The 18,227-nt window shown below is 60.4% G+C and carries 27 protein-coding genes and 1 tRNA gene; 8 read left to right on the top strand and 20 right to left on the bottom strand.

All coding sequences use genetic code 11. The features are described from left to right. Positions 1 to 43: 43 nt before the first annotated feature. The 7 genes from rpmI (at position 44) to EGM97_RS21800 (ending at position 4,966) form a co-directional block, all read left to right on the top strand. A complete protein-coding gene (gene rpmI / locus EGM97_RS21770) occupies positions 44 to 238 on the top strand; it encodes a 50S ribosomal protein L35 (RefSeq protein WP_002553160.1) in 195 nt (64 codons plus the stop codon). A 30-nt stretch (positions 239 to 268) separates the two neighbouring features. Further along, the gene (gene rplT / locus EGM97_RS21775) at positions 269 to 625 is read left to right on the top strand and encodes a 50S ribosomal protein L20 (protein WP_053158263.1); all 357 of its coding nucleotides are present in this window, start codon (positions 269 to 271) and stop codon (positions 623 to 625) included. A 109-nt stretch (positions 626 to 734) separates the two neighbouring features. Then, positions 735 to 1,751, top strand: a complete 1,017-nt coding sequence (pheS, locus tag EGM97_RS21780) for a phenylalanine--tRNA ligase subunit alpha (protein WP_053158261.1) — start codon at positions 735 to 737, stop codon at positions 1,749 to 1,751. Between the two features lie 27 nt (positions 1,752 to 1,778). Beyond that, complete coding sequence (gene pheT / locus EGM97_RS21785; RefSeq protein WP_238962248.1) at positions 1,779 to 4,157, top strand: phenylalanine--tRNA ligase subunit beta; 2,379 nt, start codon at positions 1,779 to 1,781, stop codon at positions 4,155 to 4,157. Positions 4,158 to 4,160: 3 nt separating this feature from the next. Continuing rightward, positions 4,161 to 4,463, top strand: a complete 303-nt coding sequence (ihfA, locus tag EGM97_RS21790; protein ID WP_002553164.1) for an integration host factor subunit alpha — start codon at positions 4,161 to 4,163, stop codon at positions 4,461 to 4,463. After that, on the top strand, positions 4,444 to 4,800 hold the full coding sequence (locus EGM97_RS21795; protein ID WP_003179985.1) for a MerR family transcriptional regulator: 357 nt from the start codon (positions 4,444 to 4,446) through the stop codon (positions 4,798 to 4,800). The genes ihfA and EGM97_RS21795 overlap by 20 nt, the downstream gene beginning before the upstream one ends. Before the next feature lie 89 nt (positions 4,801 to 4,889). Continuing rightward, positions 4,890 to 4,966, top strand: a tRNA-Pro gene (locus EGM97_RS21800). A 69-nt stretch (positions 4,967 to 5,035) separates the two neighbouring features. Here EGM97_RS21800 and EGM97_RS21805 read toward each other — a convergent pair. The 20 genes from EGM97_RS21805 to EGM97_RS21900 all read right to left on the bottom strand — a co-directional run bounded on the left by EGM97_RS21805 (position 5,036) and on the right by EGM97_RS21900 (position 17,667). After that, positions 5,036 to 6,199 (bottom strand): tyrosine-type recombinase/integrase, encoded by a 1,164-nt coding sequence (locus EGM97_RS21805; RefSeq protein WP_477788854.1) that lies wholly within the window; start codon positions 6,197 to 6,199, stop codon positions 5,036 to 5,038. Then, on the bottom strand, positions 6,085 to 6,498 hold the full coding sequence (locus EGM97_RS21810) for a hypothetical protein (protein WP_238962247.1): 414 nt from the start codon (positions 6,496 to 6,498) through the stop codon (positions 6,085 to 6,087). The genes EGM97_RS21805 and EGM97_RS21810 overlap by 115 nt, the downstream gene beginning before the upstream one ends. Before the next feature lie 47 nt (positions 6,499 to 6,545). Beyond that, the gene (locus EGM97_RS21815; protein WP_238962246.1) at positions 6,546 to 7,316 is read right to left on the bottom strand and encodes a DNA-methyltransferase; all 771 of its coding nucleotides are present in this window, start codon (positions 7,314 to 7,316) and stop codon (positions 6,546 to 6,548) included. Positions 7,317 to 7,364: 48 nt separating this feature from the next. Next, positions 7,365 to 7,556 carry a hypothetical protein gene (locus EGM97_RS21820; RefSeq protein WP_238962245.1) on the bottom strand — a complete coding sequence of 64 codons (192 nt, stop codon included), beginning with the start codon at positions 7,554 to 7,556 and terminating at the stop codon, positions 7,365 to 7,367. A gap of 49 nt (positions 7,557 to 7,605) precedes the next feature. Continuing rightward, entirely contained in the window at positions 7,606 to 8,025 is a 420-nt protein-coding gene (locus tag EGM97_RS21825; RefSeq protein WP_238962244.1) for a hypothetical protein, read from the bottom strand. Next, positions 8,022 to 8,318, bottom strand: a complete 297-nt coding sequence (locus EGM97_RS21830; RefSeq protein ID WP_238962243.1) for a phiTE_015 family protein — start codon at positions 8,316 to 8,318, stop codon at positions 8,022 to 8,024. Before EGM97_RS21830 ends, EGM97_RS21825 begins: the two co-directional genes overlap by 4 nt. Before the next feature lie 70 nt (positions 8,319 to 8,388). Beyond that, positions 8,389 to 8,679, bottom strand: a complete 291-nt coding sequence (locus EGM97_RS21835) for a hypothetical protein (protein WP_238962242.1) — start codon at positions 8,677 to 8,679, stop codon at positions 8,389 to 8,391. Between the two features lie 358 nt (positions 8,680 to 9,037). Beyond that, positions 9,038 to 9,481, bottom strand: coding sequence for a hypothetical protein (locus EGM97_RS21840; protein ID WP_238962241.1), 444 nt, complete (start codon positions 9,479 to 9,481; stop codon positions 9,038 to 9,040). After that, positions 9,478 to 9,981: a DUF4406 domain-containing protein gene (locus tag EGM97_RS21845; protein ID WP_238962240.1), complete on the bottom strand. Its 504-nt coding sequence runs from the start codon at positions 9,979 to 9,981 to the stop codon at positions 9,478 to 9,480. The genes EGM97_RS21840 and EGM97_RS21845 overlap by 4 nt, the downstream gene beginning before the upstream one ends. 205 nt (positions 9,982 to 10,186) lie before the next feature. After that, positions 10,187 to 11,602: a DNA cytosine methyltransferase gene (locus EGM97_RS21850; RefSeq protein WP_238962239.1), complete on the bottom strand. Its 1,416-nt coding sequence runs from the start codon at positions 11,600 to 11,602 to the stop codon at positions 10,187 to 10,189. Positions 11,603 to 11,672: 70 nt separating this feature from the next. Continuing rightward, complete coding sequence (locus EGM97_RS21855) at positions 11,673 to 12,833, bottom strand: RNA-directed DNA polymerase (RefSeq protein ID WP_477788850.1); 1,161 nt, start codon at positions 12,831 to 12,833, stop codon at positions 11,673 to 11,675. Between the two features lie 211 nt (positions 12,834 to 13,044). Further along, positions 13,045 to 13,401, bottom strand: coding sequence for a four helix bundle protein (locus EGM97_RS21860; RefSeq protein ID WP_238962237.1), 357 nt, complete (start codon positions 13,399 to 13,401; stop codon positions 13,045 to 13,047). Positions 13,402 to 13,454: 53 nt separating this feature from the next. Further along, on the bottom strand, positions 13,455 to 14,075 hold the full coding sequence (locus EGM97_RS21865; RefSeq protein WP_238962236.1) for an Lcl C-terminal domain-containing protein: 621 nt from the start codon (positions 14,073 to 14,075) through the stop codon (positions 13,455 to 13,457). A gap of 79 nt (positions 14,076 to 14,154) precedes the next feature. Next, the gene (locus EGM97_RS21870; RefSeq protein WP_238962235.1) at positions 14,155 to 14,748 is read right to left on the bottom strand and encodes an Lcl C-terminal domain-containing protein; all 594 of its coding nucleotides are present in this window, start codon (positions 14,746 to 14,748) and stop codon (positions 14,155 to 14,157) included. A 59-nt stretch (positions 14,749 to 14,807) separates the two neighbouring features. Next, entirely contained in the window at positions 14,808 to 15,170 is a 363-nt protein-coding gene (locus EGM97_RS21875; protein ID WP_238962234.1) for a hypothetical protein, read from the bottom strand. Between the two features lie 75 nt (positions 15,171 to 15,245). Then, positions 15,246 to 15,704, bottom strand: a complete 459-nt coding sequence (locus tag EGM97_RS21880) for a hypothetical protein (protein ID WP_238962233.1) — start codon at positions 15,702 to 15,704, stop codon at positions 15,246 to 15,248. Then, entirely contained in the window at positions 15,701 to 15,943 is a 243-nt protein-coding gene (locus tag EGM97_RS21885) for a hypothetical protein (protein ID WP_238962232.1), read from the bottom strand. The genes EGM97_RS21880 and EGM97_RS21885 overlap by 4 nt, the downstream gene beginning before the upstream one ends. Then, a complete protein-coding gene (locus tag EGM97_RS21890; RefSeq protein ID WP_238962231.1) occupies positions 15,940 to 16,707 on the bottom strand; it encodes a lambda exonuclease family protein in 768 nt (255 codons plus the stop codon). The genes EGM97_RS21885 and EGM97_RS21890 overlap by 4 nt, the downstream gene beginning before the upstream one ends. Then, positions 16,704 to 17,462, bottom strand: a complete 759-nt coding sequence (locus tag EGM97_RS21895; protein ID WP_238962230.1) for an ERF family protein — start codon at positions 17,460 to 17,462, stop codon at positions 16,704 to 16,706. Before EGM97_RS21895 ends, EGM97_RS21890 begins: the two co-directional genes overlap by 4 nt. Positions 17,463 to 17,469: 7 nt before the next feature. Beyond that, positions 17,470 to 17,667 (bottom strand): hypothetical protein, encoded by a 198-nt coding sequence (locus EGM97_RS21900; RefSeq protein ID WP_343075403.1) that lies wholly within the window; start codon positions 17,665 to 17,667, stop codon positions 17,470 to 17,472. A gap of 23 nt (positions 17,668 to 17,690) precedes the next feature. Between EGM97_RS21900 and EGM97_RS21905 the strand changes: the two genes are divergently transcribed. Continuing rightward, entirely contained in the window at positions 17,691 to 18,113 is a 423-nt protein-coding gene (locus EGM97_RS21905) for a hypothetical protein (RefSeq protein WP_343075402.1), read from the top strand. Positions 18,114 to 18,227: the final 114 nt, after the last annotated feature.

The raw sequence follows: 18,227 nt of genomic DNA on the forward strand, positions 1-18,227 counted from the left end.
GCCTTGCGATTATGTTTATCAACTGAATGCGGAGTATCCGAACATGCCAAAGATGAAAACCAAAAGTGGTGCTGCCAAGCGGTTTCTGAAAACTGCTAACGGCATCAAGCACAAGCACGCTTTCAAGAGCCACATCCTGACCAAAATGTCGACCAAGCGTAAGCGTCAACTGCGCGGTAGCAGCTTGCTGCATCCGTCTGACGTGGCAAAAGTCGAGCGCATGCTGCGCCTTCGTTAATTTTTGGATCAAGAATAGAGGAAGTAACTCATGGCTCGTGTAAAGCGTGGCGTCATTGCCCGTAAGCGTCACAAGAAAATTATGAAACTTGCTAAAGGCTACTACGGTGCGCGTTCCCGCGTATTCCGTGTTGCCAAGCAAGCCGTAATCAAGGCAGGCCAATACGCCTACCGTGACCGTCGTCAGAAAAAACGTCAGTTCCGCGCTCTGTGGATCGCTCGTATCAACGCTGGTGCGCGTACCAACGGTCTGTCCTACAGCCGTCTGATCGCTGGCCTGAAAAAAGCGTCGATCGAGATCGACCGTAAGGTTCTGGCTGATCTGGCAGTGAACGAAAAAGCGGCGTTTGCTGCGATTGTCGAGAAAGCTAAAGCCATCCTGGCTTAAGTACCCCCGACAGTCACCTGGGTCCACCTCTGTGGGCCCTGGTGCCAAACGTCTTAAATAGGGGAAGAGCCTTAAAGCTCTTCCCCTATTTTGTATCTGGAGTCTGTACATGGAAAACCTGGATGCGCTGGTCTCTCAAGCACTAGAGGCTGTGCAAAGCGCTGAAGATATCAATGCCCTGGAGCAAATCCGGGTTCACTACCTTGGCAAGAAAGGCGAGTTGACTCAGGTGATGAAGACCCTGGGGAACCTGCCGGCCGAAGAGCGTCCGCAGGTCGGTGCGCTGATCAACGTTGCCAAGGAGCGTGTCACAGAGGTCCTTAATGCGCGCAAGGCGTTGTTCGAGGAGGCGGATCTGGCCGCCAAGCTCGCCGCCGAGTCCATTGACGTGACCCTGCCTGGCCGTGGCCAGACTTCCGGCGGCCTGCATCCGGTTACCCGGACCCTGGAACGCATCGAGCAATTCTTCACCCACATTGGCTACGGCATCGCCGAGGGCCCTGAGGTCGAAGACGACTACCACAACTTCGAGGCGCTCAACATCCCTGGCCACCACCCGGCCCGGTCGATGCACGACACCTTCTATTTCAACGCCAACATGCTGTTGCGCACCCATACCTCGCCGGTACAGGTCCGCACCATGGAGTCGAAGCGGCCACCGATACGCATTGTCTGCCCTGGCCGTGTGTACCGTAGCGACTCGGATATCACTCACTCGCCGATGTTCCACCAGGTCGAAGGCCTGCTGGTGGATCGCGACATCAATTTCGCCGACCTGAAAGGCACCATCGAAGAGTTCCTGCGAGTGTTCTTCGAGAAAGAGCTGGCGGTGCGTTTCCGTCCTTCATACTTTCCGTTCACCGAGCCATCGGCCGAAGTCGACATGGAATGTGTGATGTGCAGCGGCAAGGGCTGCCGCGTCTGCAAGCAGACCGGCTGGCTGGAAGTCATGGGCTGCGGCATGGTTCATCCGAACGTGCTGCGCATGTCCGGGATCGATCCGGAAGAGTTCTCGGGCTTTGCCTTCGGCATGGGCGTCGAGCGCCTGGCGATGCTGCGTTACGGTGTGAATGACTTGCGCCTGTTCTTCGACAACGACTTGCGGTTCCTTGCGCAATTTCGCTAGCCGTCACGAACTTTTTAGGAGAACAGGATGAAATTCAGTGAACAATGGCTGCGCGGCTGGGTAAGCCCGCAGGTAAGCCAGGACGAGCTGGTTGCTCGCCTGTCGATGGCCGGTCTCGAGGTCGATAGCGTAACGCCGGCCGCCGGTGAATTCAGCGGCGTGGTGGTGGGCGAGGTGCTGAGCACCGAGCAGCATCCGGACGCCGATAAACTGCGGGTCTGCCAGGTCAGCAATGGCACGGAAACCTTCCAGGTGGTATGCGGCGCACCAAACGTGCGCCCGGGCCTGAAGATCCCGTTCGCCATGATCGGCGCCGAGCTGCCGGGCGACTTCAAGATCAAGAAAGCCAAGCTGCGTGGCGTCGAGTCCAACGGTATGTTGTGCTCCCAGGCCGAACTGCAGATCGGCGAAGGCAACGACGGCCTGATGGAGCTTCCGGCTGATGCGCCGGTTGGCCAGGACATTCGTGAGTACCTGAACCTGGATGACGCCAGCATCGAGGTCGACCTGACGCCGAACCGTGGCGACTGCCTGTCCCTGGCCGGTCTGGCCCGTGAGGTCGGTGCCCTGTATGACGCCCCGGTAAGCCGTCCTGTGGTCGCGCCGGTCCCGGCCGTGCACGATGAAGTGCGGTCGGTCGAAGTGTTGGCGCCAGCAGCATGCCCGCGATATCTGGGTCGGGTGATCCGTAATGTCGATCTGTCGAAGCCGACGCCGCTGTGGATGGTCGAGCGCCTGCGTCGCGCCGACGTGCGCAGCATCGATGCCGCCGTCGACATCACCAACTACGTCATGCTGGAGTTGGGTCAACCGCTGCACGCGTTCGATCTTGCCGAAATCAACGGCGGTATCCGCGTACGCATGGCCGAAGAGGGCGAGAAGCTGGTCCTGCTCGACGGCCAGGAAGTCACCCTGCGCAGCGATACGCTGGTGATTGCCGACCATTCCCGCGCCCTGGCGATTGCCGGCGTAATGGGCGGCGAGCACAGCGGCGTCTCCTCGACGACCCGCGACGTGTTCCTGGAAAGCGCGTTCTTCGACCAGATCGCGGTAGCGGGCAAGGCCCGTTCCTATGGTCTGCACACCGACGCTTCGCACCGCTACGAGCGCGGCGTGGACTGGCAACTGGCCCGTGAAGCCATGGAGCGCGCCACTGGCCTGCTGCTGGACATCACCGGTGGCGAAGCCGGCCCGATCATCGAAACCGTCAGCGAGCAGCATCTGCCCAAGGTGGCGCCGATCACCCTGCGTGCCCAACGTATTTCCCAGATGCTCGGCATGGACATGGACGCTGCCGAAGTCGAGCGCCTGCTGGCCGCCCTGGGCCTGAACATCAGCGCCGATGGGGCAGGGCAGTGGCGTGTCGAAGTGCCAAGTCATCGCTTCGATATCAGCCTGGAAGTCGACCTGATCGAAGAGCTGGCCCGTCTGTACGGCTACAACCGCCTGCCGGTTCGCTACCCACAAGCCCGCCTGGCCCCGCAAGCCAAGGCCGAAGCCCGCAGCGACCTGCCGGAGCTGCGTCGCTTGCTGGTGGCTCGTGGCTATCAGGAAGCGATCACCTATAGCTTCATCGATCCGCGTCAGTTCGAGCTGTTCAATCCGGGCGTCGAGCCGCTGCTGCTTGCCAACCCGATTTCCAACGACATGGCGGCCATGCGCTCGTCCCTGTGGCCAGGGTTGGTCAAGGTGCTCCAGCACAACCTGAACCGCCAGCAGGATCGCGTGCGTCTGTTCGAAAGTGGCCTGCGTTTTGTCGGTCAACTGGAAGGCCTGAAGCAGGAGCCAATGCTGGCCGGCGTCGTCTGCGGCAGCCGTCTTCCGGAAGGGTGGGCGCAAGGTCGCGATGGCGTGGACTTCTTCGACGTCAAGGCTGACGTGGAGGCAGTGCTGGGCTTCGCCGGTGCGCTCGATGCGTTCACCTTCGTGCCGGGCAAGCATCCTGCCCTGCACCCGGGGCAAACCGCGCGCATCGAACGAGACGGGCGTGAAGTGGGTTATGTCGGTGCGATTCACCCGGAACTGGCCAAAGCACTGGGGCTGGATCGTCCGGTCTTCGTCTTCGAGCTGGTCCTGAGCGAAGTGGCCCAAGGGAAAATGCCGAAATTCCAGGAGTTATCGCGCTTTCCTGAAGTGCGTCGTGACCTGGCGTTGCTGGCTGATCGCGAGGTTGCAGCCAGTGCCGTGCTGGACGTAATCCGTGAAAATGCAGGCGAGTGGCTGACGGACCTCAGGCTATTTGACGTGTATCAGGGTAAAGGTATTGATCCGCATAGAAAAAGCCTTGCAGTCGGCTTGACCTGGCAGCATCCATCGCGCACTCTTAATGACGATGAGGTGAATACCGCAACGCAGAACATCCTCACCTCGCTAGAAACCAGGTTGAACGCCACGTTAAGGAAGTGACGTATGGGGGCTCTGACGAAAGCTGAGATGGCGGAACGTCTGTATGAAGAGCTGGGCCTGAATAAACGGGAAGCCAAAGAATTGGTGGAACTGTTTTTCGAGGAAATCCGCCACGCTCTCGAAGACAACGAGCAGGTCAAATTGTCCGGATTCGGCAATTTTGACCTTCGGGACAAACGCCAGCGGCCTGGCCGCAATCCGAAAACGGGTGAAGAAATCCCGATCACCGCTCGCCGCGTGGTCACCTTTCGTCCAGGGCAGAAGTTGAAGGCCCGAGTTGAGGCTTATGCTGGAACCAAGTCATAACGACGAGCTACCCGTCATCCCGGGCAAACGCTACTTCACCATTGGTGAAGTCAGCGAGCTGTGTGCGGTCAAGCCGCACGTGCTGCGCTATTGGGAGCAGGAGTTTCCTCAGCTCAACCCGGTCAAGCGCCGCGGAAACCGCCGGTATTATCAGCGCCAGGACGTGCTGATGATCCGGCAGATCCGCGCGCTGCTGTATGACCAGGGGTTCACCATCGGTGGCGCACGCCTGCGCCTCTCCGGTGACGAGGCCAAGGACGACACAACCCAGTACAAACAGATGATCCGCCAGATGATCGCCGAGCTTGAAGATGTGCTGGTGGTGCTCAAGAAATAAAATTCTGCTTTAAATACTTCCAGTTTTCAAAAGCTTGCGTTATATTCCTGAGCGTTCCGCTGAGAAGCGAAACAAGATTCACGCCTAGTCGGGGCGTAGCGCAGTCCGGTAGCGCACTAGCATGGGGTGCTAGGGGTCGAGTGTTCGAATCACTCCGTCCCGACCATATTTTTCAATGACTTAGCCCAACTCTAGCCAGTTGGGCTTTTTCATTGGTGGGGAGTTTTTCGGGACTTCATCCTGTTTTCCTCTTCAAGATTGTCAGCACCGGTCCCCTCGAGTCGGTTGCTGATACCATATTCGCAGCTTCGATCAGATGCCCGAGCTCGGCGCCCGAGTAGTGACTGGTGATGCTGCCGTTCTTATGTCCCAGCAAAGCCTTCCGGTCTTCCTGTGTGACACCTGCCGCCCGAAGGCGACGGCCAAACGTGTGTTTCAAGTCGTGCACCCTGATGGATGCATACCCGGGGTGAGCGGGGCGAAGGTTTTCCTCCTGCCAGAGTTTCGCCGCTCTCACCCGTGCTTTCTTCCAGGCCGAGTCGTTCATGCGATGCATGGCCGTGCCGTTGTACGGGAAAACCCATTCCTTGCTCAGGCCGCGCTGCTTATCAATGATCGACTTCGCCACGTTGTTGAGCACAACCAACCGCTCGTCGCCATTCTTCACACCTGACCGCTCGTTCCTCCCGCCGAAGTCGGACGGTATCAGGAACACGCTGGTGCCAAGCTCCGGCACCGGAATCTCCCAGTCCCACCTCAACTTGCATACCTCCTGCTCGCGGCAACCGGTGTTCACCTTGAACAGGGCCATCGTTTGCAGGTGTGCCGGCAACTCCCCGAAAAGGATCGACTGCTCTTCCCATGTCATGGGGTAGGGCTCGCGAACCTTTTTCTTCAGGTCCAACCTGGTCAGCATCGGAACCGAGTCCAGCCAGGGCCTGCGCTCCTCATCTCTCCATTTCCTCACGCAAAGCGAAAGAACCCGTATAACCCGTTCGATTGATATGTTGATCGTCCTGGGCGCTACCGGCTTCAGTTGCTTGCCACACGGCAGGACCATCCCTTTCAAGCGATCTCTCACGAACGGCTCAAGCGCCTGGTCATCGATGTGCGTCAATGGCAGATCCTTGAGGTAGGGGTGCAATTGCTTCAGGTGATGCGCGGTCAACTTGATCGACGGCTGGTCCTTGTTGTCGATCAGGAACTTCGTTGCCGCCTCATCCCAGGTGCGCATCCGACGCACGCCATATACCTTTTGCTGCCGAAGCTGCTCCAGGCGGTGAATCAGGTACTGCTCGGCTTCTTGCCGGTCACTAGTGCCAGTGCTTTCTCGAAGTCGCTCACCTCGGAAAACTTTGTCGATTTGCCAGACTCCACCTTTCTGGTAGAGGCCGGAGATCGCTTTTCTCGCCATGGTTTACCTCCTGTTGGTTCGCCACGGCGCTCGCTGCGGGGGCGATTGTTGTCCTGATTCGCTGCCTTTTCAATCGACTTGCGCTCGACGTAGGCGTCGGCCCACTCGTCAAGCTCGATCCGGTCGAAGGCCACGCCCTGTTTCCCGATCGGGAACTCACGCACGTTTGGCCGGACCGTTTTGTTGAATTCGTCCCGGCACATGCCGAGATAGCCGGGGGCATCCATGAACCGGATGAACCGCGGCGGGATGCTCGTTGCCTTTGCTGCTGTGGCATTCGCCATGGGTGTGCTCCATGCCGCGCTTGGCGGCAGAAGGTGGGTTAGGAGGTTCAGGCTGTTGCGAATAAATCGATTTGCGGTACCGGGGTATCGCGGATGGTGATAGCGTCGGCGATGCGTTGTTGGGCGGTCTTGAAGTAACCAGGGTCCTGCTCAATGCCGACGAACTGCCGGCGCAGGTTCATACAGGCGACGCCCGTGGTGCCGCTGCCCATGGTATTGTCCAGCACCACGCCCCCCTGATTGGAGTAGGTGCTGACCAGGAACTCCATCCAGGCCACGGGCTTTTGTGTAGGGTGGTAGCTGGCGGTCTGCTTGTCGCTGGAAAAGAACTGTACCGACCGTGGGTACCGCTCTGTCGAGTCGTACTCGGTAAGGTTCAACGCCTTGCCGTAGCACTCCGACTCTACTGACTTGCGCTTTGACGTCTTGCGTTCGTGACCGGTTGTCATGCGCGGGTTGTACACGGGCTGCTTTCGATAGAACACCTGGGCGCTTTCATGGGCCCGCAGAGGTTGCTTCTTGGCGTTGAGGAAACCCGTGGCCGCGCCTTTCTCCCAGATCCATTCGTACTTGTAGTGCTTCGGGTTGCTCGCCACCAGCATCGAGGCGAAAGGCTGGGCCGCGCACAGCACAATGGCCGCCTCTGGCTTGGCTATCCGCAAGTACTCACGCCATAGCGGCTCGAGCGGGATGATGGTGTCCCAGGCGCATTGCGTTGTGCCGTACGGCAGGTCAGCCAGCACCATGTCGACGCTGGCGTCTGGTAACTGCTTCATGACCTCCAGACAATCGCCAAGATAGAGCTGGAATTCGCTCATGGTGATACCTCGCCCGCCGTTCACCGGCAGGCTGTAGGGGGATTGGGGTTAGTAGAACGGGCCTTCGTATTCGTCGAAGCAAGGACCACACAGCGGGCGCTGTCCGCGTGCAGCGTGCGTTGATGCTTTTGGCACCCAGCGCTCTTTCGGCACGAAGTGGCCGCAGTCTCGGCATTTGGTGTGATGATCTTCGGCCTTACGGTCCGCCAACTCGGCGCGCATCTGATCCAGGGTGATCATGGCTTAGGCCCTCGATACACCAGCCAGGCCATGTAGAGCAGGGGGAGGATCATGGCTTTGACTCCTTCATCGCTGCCGCTGCAATCGCTTCGATCTGATCGCAGTAGCCGTAGATGTCCTGGATGTTGTTTTGGCCGTTCACGCAATCCCGGACGGTGGGGCGGATGTTGCCGTTGAGCTGGGTCGCGATGGCCTGGAGCGCTTGGCGCAGACGTTCGTTCTCGGCGATCAGGGCCAGGATGGCGCCAGGGTTAGCGGCGGCGTAGAACTGAGCAAGGGTCGGCGCGTGCGTCTCAGCGTCGTACTGCTCTGTATCGATCGTCATGACCGGATAGCGGTTGTCGTCTTCATCGACTTGACCGACCTGCCAGTCAGGGCCGTTCTCTCCGCATGGCCAGCACTCTGTCAGGCGATCCCATCCCTTCATGGCCTCAGCCAGCCGCTTCAGCTCGTTCTTGTCGAGGTTCATGGCGTCACCTTCACGCCGGCGGCTTCGATGGCTTCTCGGGCTTCGTCGTGCATATCGTTCCAGCCATTCTCGTAGCAGGCGTATGGCTTGGTGTCGACGCGTGCCGGCACCTCCACCACAAGGGCGGCGCGGGAGGCCTGCCAGCCGGTCCATAGTGCTCGGTAGGTCATGGCTGCCTGAATTGCCTGTTTCGTGCCCTTGGACCAGCCGTAGTGTTGGCTATCGTGGCTCCAGGCAACGCCGTCAGGTACTGGAAACCTGGCCTCAAACTCTTCACGCATCTTTTCGCTCATGACATCACCCTTGCAGCAAAGAGGATTATCGGTACCCACAGGATTGCGCTGAGGGCCAGGGCCTTGGGGATCATGGAGTCACCGCCAGCTTCTGCCATTCCCTATAGTTGTCGGCGTACTCCCAGCAATACGTGGCCGGCCAAGCACCGCGTGTGCCTTCCTTCACGATGTTGTAGTTCCAGCCTCCCTTTGCCGGGGTTGTCTTAATCCAGACGTGCTGCGGACCGCCAAGAGACCACCCGGGGTACTGGGTAACGGCCTCAGTCATGAACTCGGTGAAATCGTGGTGGCCTTTGCTCATGACTATGTAGGTGTCACTGCCTACGCTCTCCACGTCGAGCGGATACTTTTTTTCAGGCATGCCGGGTTCCTTGCCGCTATAGCGGCTGACTTTAAAGGGGGAGGGGATAGCGTTTTGCCTCGATTGTGGTCGAGGCCGTTATGGGGGAAGGTCTCCGTTCGGCTTGGAGCCGCTCAAGGAGAGGGGCTATGCCACATGGTCTGGATTTGCCCGTAACTCGCACTTACCGCGGGCATCAGCTGTACATAAAGTTCGAGTGGGCGAAACCCAACGACGAGGCTCCGGTAGCTGCGCATATCTTGGTGAATTGCGACGTGCCAGGATTGGCAAGCACTGTCGGAGAACTCCATGGGCCCTGGTCCAACTATCTGGACGCTCTCATCGAAGCAATAGCAGTTGGAGAGCGGTGGGTCGACAGTCAGTTTGTTTGAAAGCTCTGCGACCTTGGAGCGTAGCCAGGACCTGTCGACTGGCTTTCAGCCTCGGCGGTGGGGTTGAGGGCGGCTCTGGCTCGGGCCATTACCTTGGCGAGCTTTACGGGCGGATCACCGTACTGAATCAATTCCCACGCCTTAATCGCTTCGGTCAACAGCAACTTAAGTTCACCAACCCGCCGCTCTGCCGCCTGGCACGCCTGCTGTTCCGCATGGCGGCGCTGTTCCAGGCTGTGCACCTGCTCGTCGCGCTCGTTCAGCAGCAGTTGCAGGGCATCACGCTCTGCGGTGACCCTGGCAAAGTCTTTGTGAAGGACGAAATACTCGCCTTGACCCTCGCGGATGATTTCGGGCTCAGCGTGCAATACGGTCCTGGCCTGAGCCTCTCCACCGTATGCGCCGATGTACCAACGCTTCACTTCGCTCATCCTGCAATCTCCATCGATACCAGATCATGGGCATTCACAACCCGCATGCCGAGCTCGCGAGCAATGTGCACTTCGAGCCTGGCGCCCTTTGAATTCTCCCAGCCGGGCAGCACCGCGACCTGGCCGCACAGCCCCAGGCGTGTCAGGTCATAGGCCATGTAGTCGGCCCAGTCCGCACCGTCGACGACGCCGTGCTCTGCCGGGTTCTCGACCGCGTAGCCCCGGGCGCGCAGCTCGGCGGCCATCGTGTTGAAGGCGGGAAAGTTGAAGTCTTCGAAGCCAGTCATCGGCCCGGCCAGGTACAGGCGGTTGGCGCGGCTGGCTGCGAGCGTGACGCCGCCCTTGGCAATCTGCTTCCCACGATCCAGGCCCATGGCGTAGGCCTCGTCCTGGAACACCATCAGGTCATCGGAGAACCGCTCGATCTTGCCGACGTACTGCTGGTGCAGGCGCTCAATGGCGGCGTGGTCATCCGGGTGGTTTCGGTTTTCTGCGGGCATGGCTATGTCCTTGCCGGGGCATGCCCGGGCGGTGGAGTGGGGGATTGGAAAAAGCCCAAGAGGAAAGGGAAAAGTCGCCCCCCCAGAGTAGGAGGAGGCAGCGTAGTGCTGCCGCCACACTGGACCTACTTAAGGCTGTGAACTGTGAAACGACTGACTGAGTGGATAAACCTTGCTGCCGCTGTGATCCGCCTGGCCGACGTGATTATCCGTACGGGCTGGGTGTGATCTGCTTGAGGATGCGCTGGCCGATCCAGCGAACGACGGTGACCGCCTTGCTGTTGCCGATGGCCTTGTATCGCGGTCCGTCTGGGCAGTCCTCAGCAGGCTTGCCGCGCCAAGGGATGAGTGTGTAGTCGTCGGGCATGCCCTGGAGGCGTTCGCACTCCCGTGGCGTCAGGCGGCGCACGGCTGAATCAACCAGCGCATGAGCCTTGTCGCCACCGCCGGCTGAAGCTCTGAGGCAGCTCTGCACTTCGCCGCCGAGCTCTGCGATGCCGACGCCATCTCTCCCTCGGAGCGTTACCGATACAGGTCGGACATCGAGCAGCGCGTTCTCCCGGCCGGTATTCCTGCCCAGCGTGTGCGCCTGATCGTAGCTCACACAAGGATCTTGAGTACCATGCACCACCAGGTGGCTGTGCCCATGGTTGGCGTCCTGGCCTGAGCAACCCTGGAGGCGCCCGTAACTGGCGTCGATAGGCGGTACCACAAAGAATGTCTCGCTTTCGATGTCCAGCCGGCTGTCCTTCGCTGTGAGCGTGGCGGCCCGCTCGATCGATCCGTCCAGGCTGTGGCCGCCGAACGCCGGGATGCCGCCGAACATACTCACCGCAGGGCCTTCGTCACCCTCACAGTTCATGCAGCCGTACGGTCCGAGCTGTTCGCTGAAGATGTGTCCGCATCCGCACTGGAGCGCAGGGCCGAAAGGAGCTGTTCCGGTAACGTCTTGCCCATGGCCTCGGCGCGGCGCAGTATCCCGACGCACGCCTTCGCGCTCAAAAAATACCTCGGTGGGATCGAATCCGTCTCGAGCACTTGCGACAACGAACACACGACGGCGTCGTTGGGCCAGGCCGAAATATTGGGCGTCCAGGACCCGCCACGCGATTGTTCTTTTGGGTCCATACACACAACCAGCGTTCGGCCATTTTTTCCCTGAAGGCTGCAGTTCGCAGTCTTCCCCAGCAAGCGCGCCAAGAAAGCATCCGAAGGCGTTGCCTTTGTCACTGAGGACACCGGGGACGTTTTCCCAGACGATGACGCAGGCGGGCTTTCGCTGGCCGGCGCGAACATAGTCAACTGCATCTGCAAGCTCCACGTATTTGATGGTGAGGGCGCCGCGGGGATCGGTGAGACCTTCTCGCATGCCCGCCACGCTGAAGGCCTGGCACGGGGTGCCGCCGACAAGCACTTCCGGCGCCGCGATCTTGCCGGCCAGCGCCAGGGCCGCCAGGCGGGTCATGTCGCCGAGGTTCCGCGTGTTGGGGTAGTGGTGGGCCAGAACTGCCGACGGGAATGCTTCGATCTCGGCGAACCAAGCCGCCCGCATGCCGAGCGGCTTCCATGCAAGCGTTGCCGCCTCGATGCCCGAGCAAACCGAGCCATAAGTGATTTCCATGAGTAGGCCTCGCCGGTTGGCGTGATTCGAGTTTGTGGGCTATTGGTTGATGGCCAGGCATGGGGCCGGATCAGCGTTTTGGGTAGGTCTTGGTCAGCTCGCCGTTGACGACATGGCCGCGCTTCAGCACGACACGCGCCAACGCGGCTCGGTCTTTCTCGCTGTGGCTGGCCTGGCTGAGCAGGCCGAAGTAACTGTTGGCGGTTTCGCGAAGGTCATCGGCCGGCGCCGAGGCTGTTCGCTTCAGCGCCTGGGCCAATGACCGTTTCCGCGTCGTGCGCCGCCAGGGCTTGATCACGTGCCCGACGAAGTCGACACCCCGATCCACCGGCTGAAGAATCGTTTTCTTCGGGTTCAGCTTGGCGCCCAGGCTGGGCAGGAAGGCTTCAACCTCTGCCAGCCAGGCGTTGAGCTGCTGTGGCGATTCGTGCAGGAACACGAAGTCATCGACGTAGCGGATGTAGTGCTTGGCGCCCAGGCGGTGTTTGGCGAACTGGTCCAGGGCGTTCAGGTACACGTTGGCGAAGAACTGCGATGACAGATTGCCGATGGGCAGTCCCAGGCGTGCGGGCTGCGCGGTGAGGCGCTTGTGCTGTGGCACCCGGTTGAACAGATGGGCCGGGCTACGCACCTCGTAGTCCTCTCGAGGGTCGTGCATCAGGATCTGTTCGGCCAGGGCCAGCCACCAGGATTCGGTGATCTTGGCGGCCAACTGTCGGCGAAGGACCTCTTTGTCGATGGCGACGAAGAAGTTCGCCAGGTCGCACTTGAGGTAGAAGATCGGCTTGGACCAGTTCTCGCTGGCGCTGCGGATCTTCGATTCAAGGCGCTGGGCGGCGTACAACGTGCCGCGCCCCGGGATGCACGCGCAACTGTCCGCTATGAAGCTGGCGTAGAAGCGCGGTGCCACATGGTTGTACAGCAGGTGGTGGACGACGCGGTCCCGAAAGGCTGCTGCCCAGACTTCCCGGGCTTTCGGTCGGGTAACCACGAAACAGATGGAACGGCCTGGCCGGTAGGTGCCGGCGGTCAGGTCGTTGTGCAGCTCGATCAGGTTCCGCTCCAGGTCCATTTCGAAAGCCAGCGCGCTGTCGCTGTTGCGCTTGGAGCGTCGGCAGTCGTAATAGGCCTGAACCAGATCGCTGAACGGGTAGGGACCAACGTTCGAATCTGCGGACGGGGCGGACGCGGAGCTCGTTGTTCTTGTCGTTGTTGTTCTGATTGCCATCATCGAAGTTCATGTTGAATGCGTTGTTGGCGGAGCGCTGCGACCTATCGTGCTATCTACGTCACCAAGCCGAAGGCAGAGCCGATCAGCCTGAAAACTGCGCGAGACCTACACGGACGCTTTAGACCGGCGGTATCTCTTGTGCGCATGGCGGTGACCCAAAGGTCAGCGGCACGACCAGATTCAATTCGCACAGACCTGAAAGCCTTGGCTCTCAGATGGCGGGCGCGGTTGGGGTGGAGCGTTTCCAGGCGTTGGCCTGTTTGCCAATTGAGGTGGTGACCTCGATTGCCTTGGCATGCTGCGGGACGCTGATGAACCGGCTTTCCTTGAAAAGCCGCATCAGGAACTCGATCACCTGGACCTTCTCGACCAGCGAGGTCAGGTGTGGATGCTTGTCCCGGGTCGAGTTGGCCCGGGCAATCAACATCAGCACGTCTATGCACTCGTCGATCACCCGCTTGCCGAGCGACTGTTTCAGGTCGCGAGGGATGTTTCGAGTCAGGTTCGTAGCCATATGCAGCAGGCCCATCGACACCTTGTAGATTTGCAGATCCGTATGCATCGCCATTGGCGCGCCCTCCCTGGGCAGCCGGCCGCAAGCGGCCGGATTAAATAAGCAAATTAATCAATTAATTGACTGCGGACGGGGCGGACGCGGAGCTCGTAGCCCTTGACGCTGTAGCCCTGACTGCCATCACCGAAGTGCATGTTGAATGCGACGTAGGCGGAGCGCTGCGAACTCGACCAGTACCAGGTATCGCGGAAGGCCTCAGGACCGCCTTCCTTGAAGGCTTCGATACCGGTCTGGGTTGGCGACTCTTCGGTGTACAGCAGGCCGACCGGCTCGCTGTTGGGATTATCGCCGTCGCGGCGGCCGGCCCAGTTCGATTCGGTGGTCGGCTTGAAGTGGCGATACTGAAGCTCCTGCACGTCACGAGCCGGGATCGCCCAGTCGGTGAAGCCGCCGATGTCCAGGGCCAGGATCTTCTGCGCCAGTTCGCTGCCAGCGGCGGCCATGGCCTCGGTGTTGGCTCGGCTGTCGGTGAAGCTGTCGGCGCCCTCGATCTTATCGCGGTACTTGCCCCAGGCCCCGACCAGCTCATGCGCGGCACCGGCGGTGATGTTCAGGTAGCGTTTTCCGGTGGCCGGGTCACGGGTGATGCCGGAGAAGAAACCGCCATTGAAGGGTTGGCCGATTTCCGGGATGGTTACTGCTGGCACTGCTTGAGCTACTGCGGACATGGTCTTTCCTCTTTTCGAAGGCAACAAAAAAAGGCGCTGCTGCGCCTCGGTGCCGGATCAAGAACGGATGAATGAAGGATTAAATAAAGAATCTGCGGACGGGGCGGACGCGGAGCTCGTAGCTCTTGGCGTAGTTGTCCTGAAAGCCAGCATCGAAGTCCATGAGGAATGCGTTGTGGGCGGAGCGCTGCGAAGATGACCAGTAGTAGCCCTCGGTGATCAGATCGTGCGCCCAGGCCTGATAGAGCTGGGCTGCCGCTGGCAGGTCGAAGTCGGAGTGGCCGTCAGCCGTGTATGCCCGGCACGCTTCGGCGGCTGGATGACCTCCCGCCGCGATCAGGGCGTCAGTGTTGGTTTTGCCGTCCCACTTGCTGGTGGCTCCCGACTCTTCGCGGTAGCGGCCCCAGGCGTGCTCGCCGACGTCGTCCTTGGCGAAGATTAGGTAGTGCGCTGGAACGCCGTCACGCGCAGCAACGAAGCCGCCGTTGATACCGCCCTGGCCCGGCCAATATTCGCCCAGGGCAGGGACCGCCGATGGTGCGACAGGCTCAACGTTCGCTGCTTGTGGGAACACCACAGCAAACGTGCTGGCGAGTGCCAACTTGGCAAGGGAGGACGCCGGCATCTTAATCGTGGCGTCGCCGTGCTTCAGGGTAATCATTTCAGGCTTCATGGATATTCCTCAGGATGGCGCCGCCCTCCGTGGACCGGATGCGCAGCGTGGGGTAGGTGTTATTGCGGAATTTCGATTTCGTCGTCCGGCTCTGGCGGATCGACGGCGAGCGACTTCATACCCGCCGCCTTGATCAGTCGTGACACCTTTTCGGTAACTACAAATGGTGTCGTGACACAGTTGAGCATCCTGGCCTGCGTTTCGAAGTCGGCGGCGATCAGGTTTCGAAGCAGGTTCTGATGCACCTCCTGCTGGTTGTTGAAGCCGTGGGCGGCCATGACCTGCTTCAGGTCCGGCTTGAACACACCGGCCACTTCAACCGTGAACTTCTCGATGCCCAGGGCGGCCGCCTTCGCCGCTGCCTTCTCGCGCTTTCGGCGCTGCTTGAGTGCTTCTGCCGTCGGCTGTTGTTCCTCGGCCATGGCCTGCTCCTTCAATTCCGCTGGCCGGCAAGTCCAGCCAGGTCTGTCGTTTGCGTTGCTGGGTGCGAAAACGTCTCACGCTGCTTTCACCTGATTCCAGGCGCCGGCGGCGGCAAACACTTTCGCGGCCTGGGCCTCGTCCAGCGATACCGAGCTTGGAATGGCAATCCAGCCGTGCGCCACCAGGTGTTGCGGGTTGCAGCTATCGCGCACCTGCGTGTAGTACTGCTCGATCGCCTCGGTGAGCTGGCTGGCGAGATACATCCCGTTGGGTGCGATCTCCAGCGACTTCAGGTATTCGCTGCCGTCCTGCCTGACGCACATGCCGCTGATGTAGATCGTCCAGTTGTGGGCGACATCGAAGATCGCATCGCACACCTGCCGACTGCGAATCACCCTGCAGGTCTTCCAGTTGAACATCCACTGCCGGCCGCTGGGGTCGATGTTGACCACGCAGACGTGGTTGGTGCTGAGGATGGCGCGGCAGGAGCGTTCGATCCTGGCCTTGATGTTGTGAGGCTTGCGCTTGCTCATAACGCCTCCGCCATCTTACGAAGTGCCCGGCGCTCGGCCAGGGTCAGCTTGCGCGGTTTGCGCTTGAGGACCGTTTCAGGGTCTATCCGAGTGGAGCGGGGCGGCGGTATGGGGTTGCGCGGTGGGCTTTTCAGTTTGGCGATCCGCCCGCCGGCTGCCAGGAACTGGGCTACCTGTTCGGCAATGGCGTCCGCGTGTGGTCGATGCGCCTCGACCAGGCTGAGGTGGTTGCTGATCATGCGGCTTTGCTCCTCAACTTCTGCTCGTACTCGTCAACCAGCAGCTTGAACTGCCACAGGTCTTCCTCGAGCTTTTCGATGTAGTCGTCGTCGCGCTTGAATTCCCGTAGCCAGAGCTGGCGGCCGACAGGCTTGAGGAGGGGGCAGTACATCCCGATGTGCCACCACTTGCGGCCAGTGATCCACATGCAGCCTTGCACCTGGTCGATTACGTCGCTGGCATCGTTGTCGATGTGGAAGGCGCGGAGCTTGTCCGGAGCGAGGAAGCACTTGTACTCGCTGCCGCCGTCTTCGCCGATAAAACCGTCTGCGCTGGCACCGAAAACGCCGTCGTCGGTTTTGACCAGGCCGACCTGGGTCACAATCAGGCCCGTCTGCAGCTCATGCTCCATTCGAGCGTCCGGTTCCAGCTCATGCCCGCGGCGCATCTGCCACGTTTCGAAACCGCCATCCAGTGGTGCGCCGCCGATCCGCTCGACTGCCAGTTCGAAGGCATAGCTCAATGCTGCGTTGGATGGCTCTCCGACCATCTCACCATCCAGGGCGCGCTGAACAACTTCGGCCTTTGGCCCAGTCTTGTAGCCAGCCAAGTCCCTGGCGCGGGATTCGCTGTGGCCCGCCAGGATTGCATCGACATAGGTACGCTGCTGAGCGGTGAGCCCATTCACCTTAGAACGGGCGGTGCTGAACATGCTGGCGGTGATGCAGCCGGCGCGCTCCTTGAGCCAGGCTTCGCTACCCTGGGCGCAATTAATGATGATCATGGTTTTGCCTCCAGAGTCTCTTTATGCTTGGTGACGGCGATCTTCACTGTGTCGTAGCCGGTTCTGTCACCGCTGGCCTGCAACACTTTCAGAGCCGCCTGCCAGACATCCTTCAATTCGTCTGGCGAGGTCGCTTGTTCGACCCGCTCAAGGATGTCCGCGACGACCTGTGCACGCATGTCGTCGGTGTCCGAACCGTCTGCCGTTTGCGCATCATCGTCGCGAGTTTCGCTGGTCGTGATGTTCAGCAGCGCGCACATGACGTAGCGTTTTCCGTAGGTAGTCGAAGAACCAACCGCCTGGACCTCGTTGCGCCCTTTGCCGATGTCCGCCGGCAACGTCATCGTGGTTTGCTCGCGGTGCCCGTCACGATGCATCAGGATCCCGGTGACGCTGATTGCCTTGTCGAGGTTCTCGACCTTGAAGGTGATCGCGAAGCCGTGCCGCTGCATGATCGGCTTGATGATGCGGGTGATGTCGTCCAGCGTGGCGTAGGCGTTGCCGGTGTGCAGGTTCACCGCGGCTTCAAACACAGTTGGGATTTCGCACTGCATCTGGGCCATGCCCGCGTTGAAGGCGGCCTCAGCGGTCTTGGCCTGCATGCGTTCATGCATAGCCAGAAGGCGCTCCATCTTCTCAATGTCGCAGGTTGGGTCGGCAGCGGCTCGGCTGATAACGGCCATGATGCTGTTGTCCGTCGAGATCGGCACGACGGCTTGCCGGCGCTGTTCCGGCATGATGATTTCGGTAGACATGGCGACCTCAGTACTGAATTGAAATGGCTGGGATCTTGCGCTGGGCGATCAGGGTGATTGCCTGCTTGGCGCATTCCTCGGTCATGCCGCCGGCGATGAATGCTTCCAGGGCGGCGCGGTTGATCTTGGTCTTGTGTGCCTTGTCGGCCTCGCGGGCTTGCTGCTGGCGGATAATTTCGTCCGCCGCTGCTTTCTGGCGGGCCACCTCAGCCAGTCCAGGCGTTCGTTATGCTTGGCGACCCGGGCGTCCTCGGCTGCCTCCCACTCATTCAGCGGCCGGCGAACCTCTTCCTGCCAAGCTTCCAGGGTGTCCCGCACGCGCTTGCGCTCGGCGTCGATTTTCTTCGGCACCTCTTTCAGCTCGGCGACGAGCTTCTTGCCGACGTCGTCCAGGGCAGTCTTGGAACGGGCTACCTTGTACGCCATCGAGGCGATTGCATCCCGGCCTTTGCGGGTCGTGATGTCGGGTATAAAGCCGTCGATCTCGGTACGGATCTGTTGAAGCCACGGCTCCAAGCCATTCGGCGCGCTGTAGACGGCAAGGGCAGTTTCTGCGGGCGGCACTACGGCCAGTTCGGTATTTGCGGACACGAGCGAATCCTTGCCGCGACGTGCGCAGCACTTGAAAGGTTGGTTTATTGGGTGATGTGACCGGCGTAGGCGCTTGCGAGCATCCAGGCCGTGCAGAGGAGGAGAACGATGGCTGAGCCGCGCCAGGTGTAGACCCTGCGCAGGCGTTGACGTGAAGTGCTCATTTCAACACCC

The organism is Pseudomonas sp. AF32, from assembly GCF_022342325.2.
Lineage (GTDB): Bacteria > Pseudomonadota > Gammaproteobacteria > Pseudomonadales > Pseudomonadaceae > Aquipseudomonas > Aquipseudomonas uvaldensis.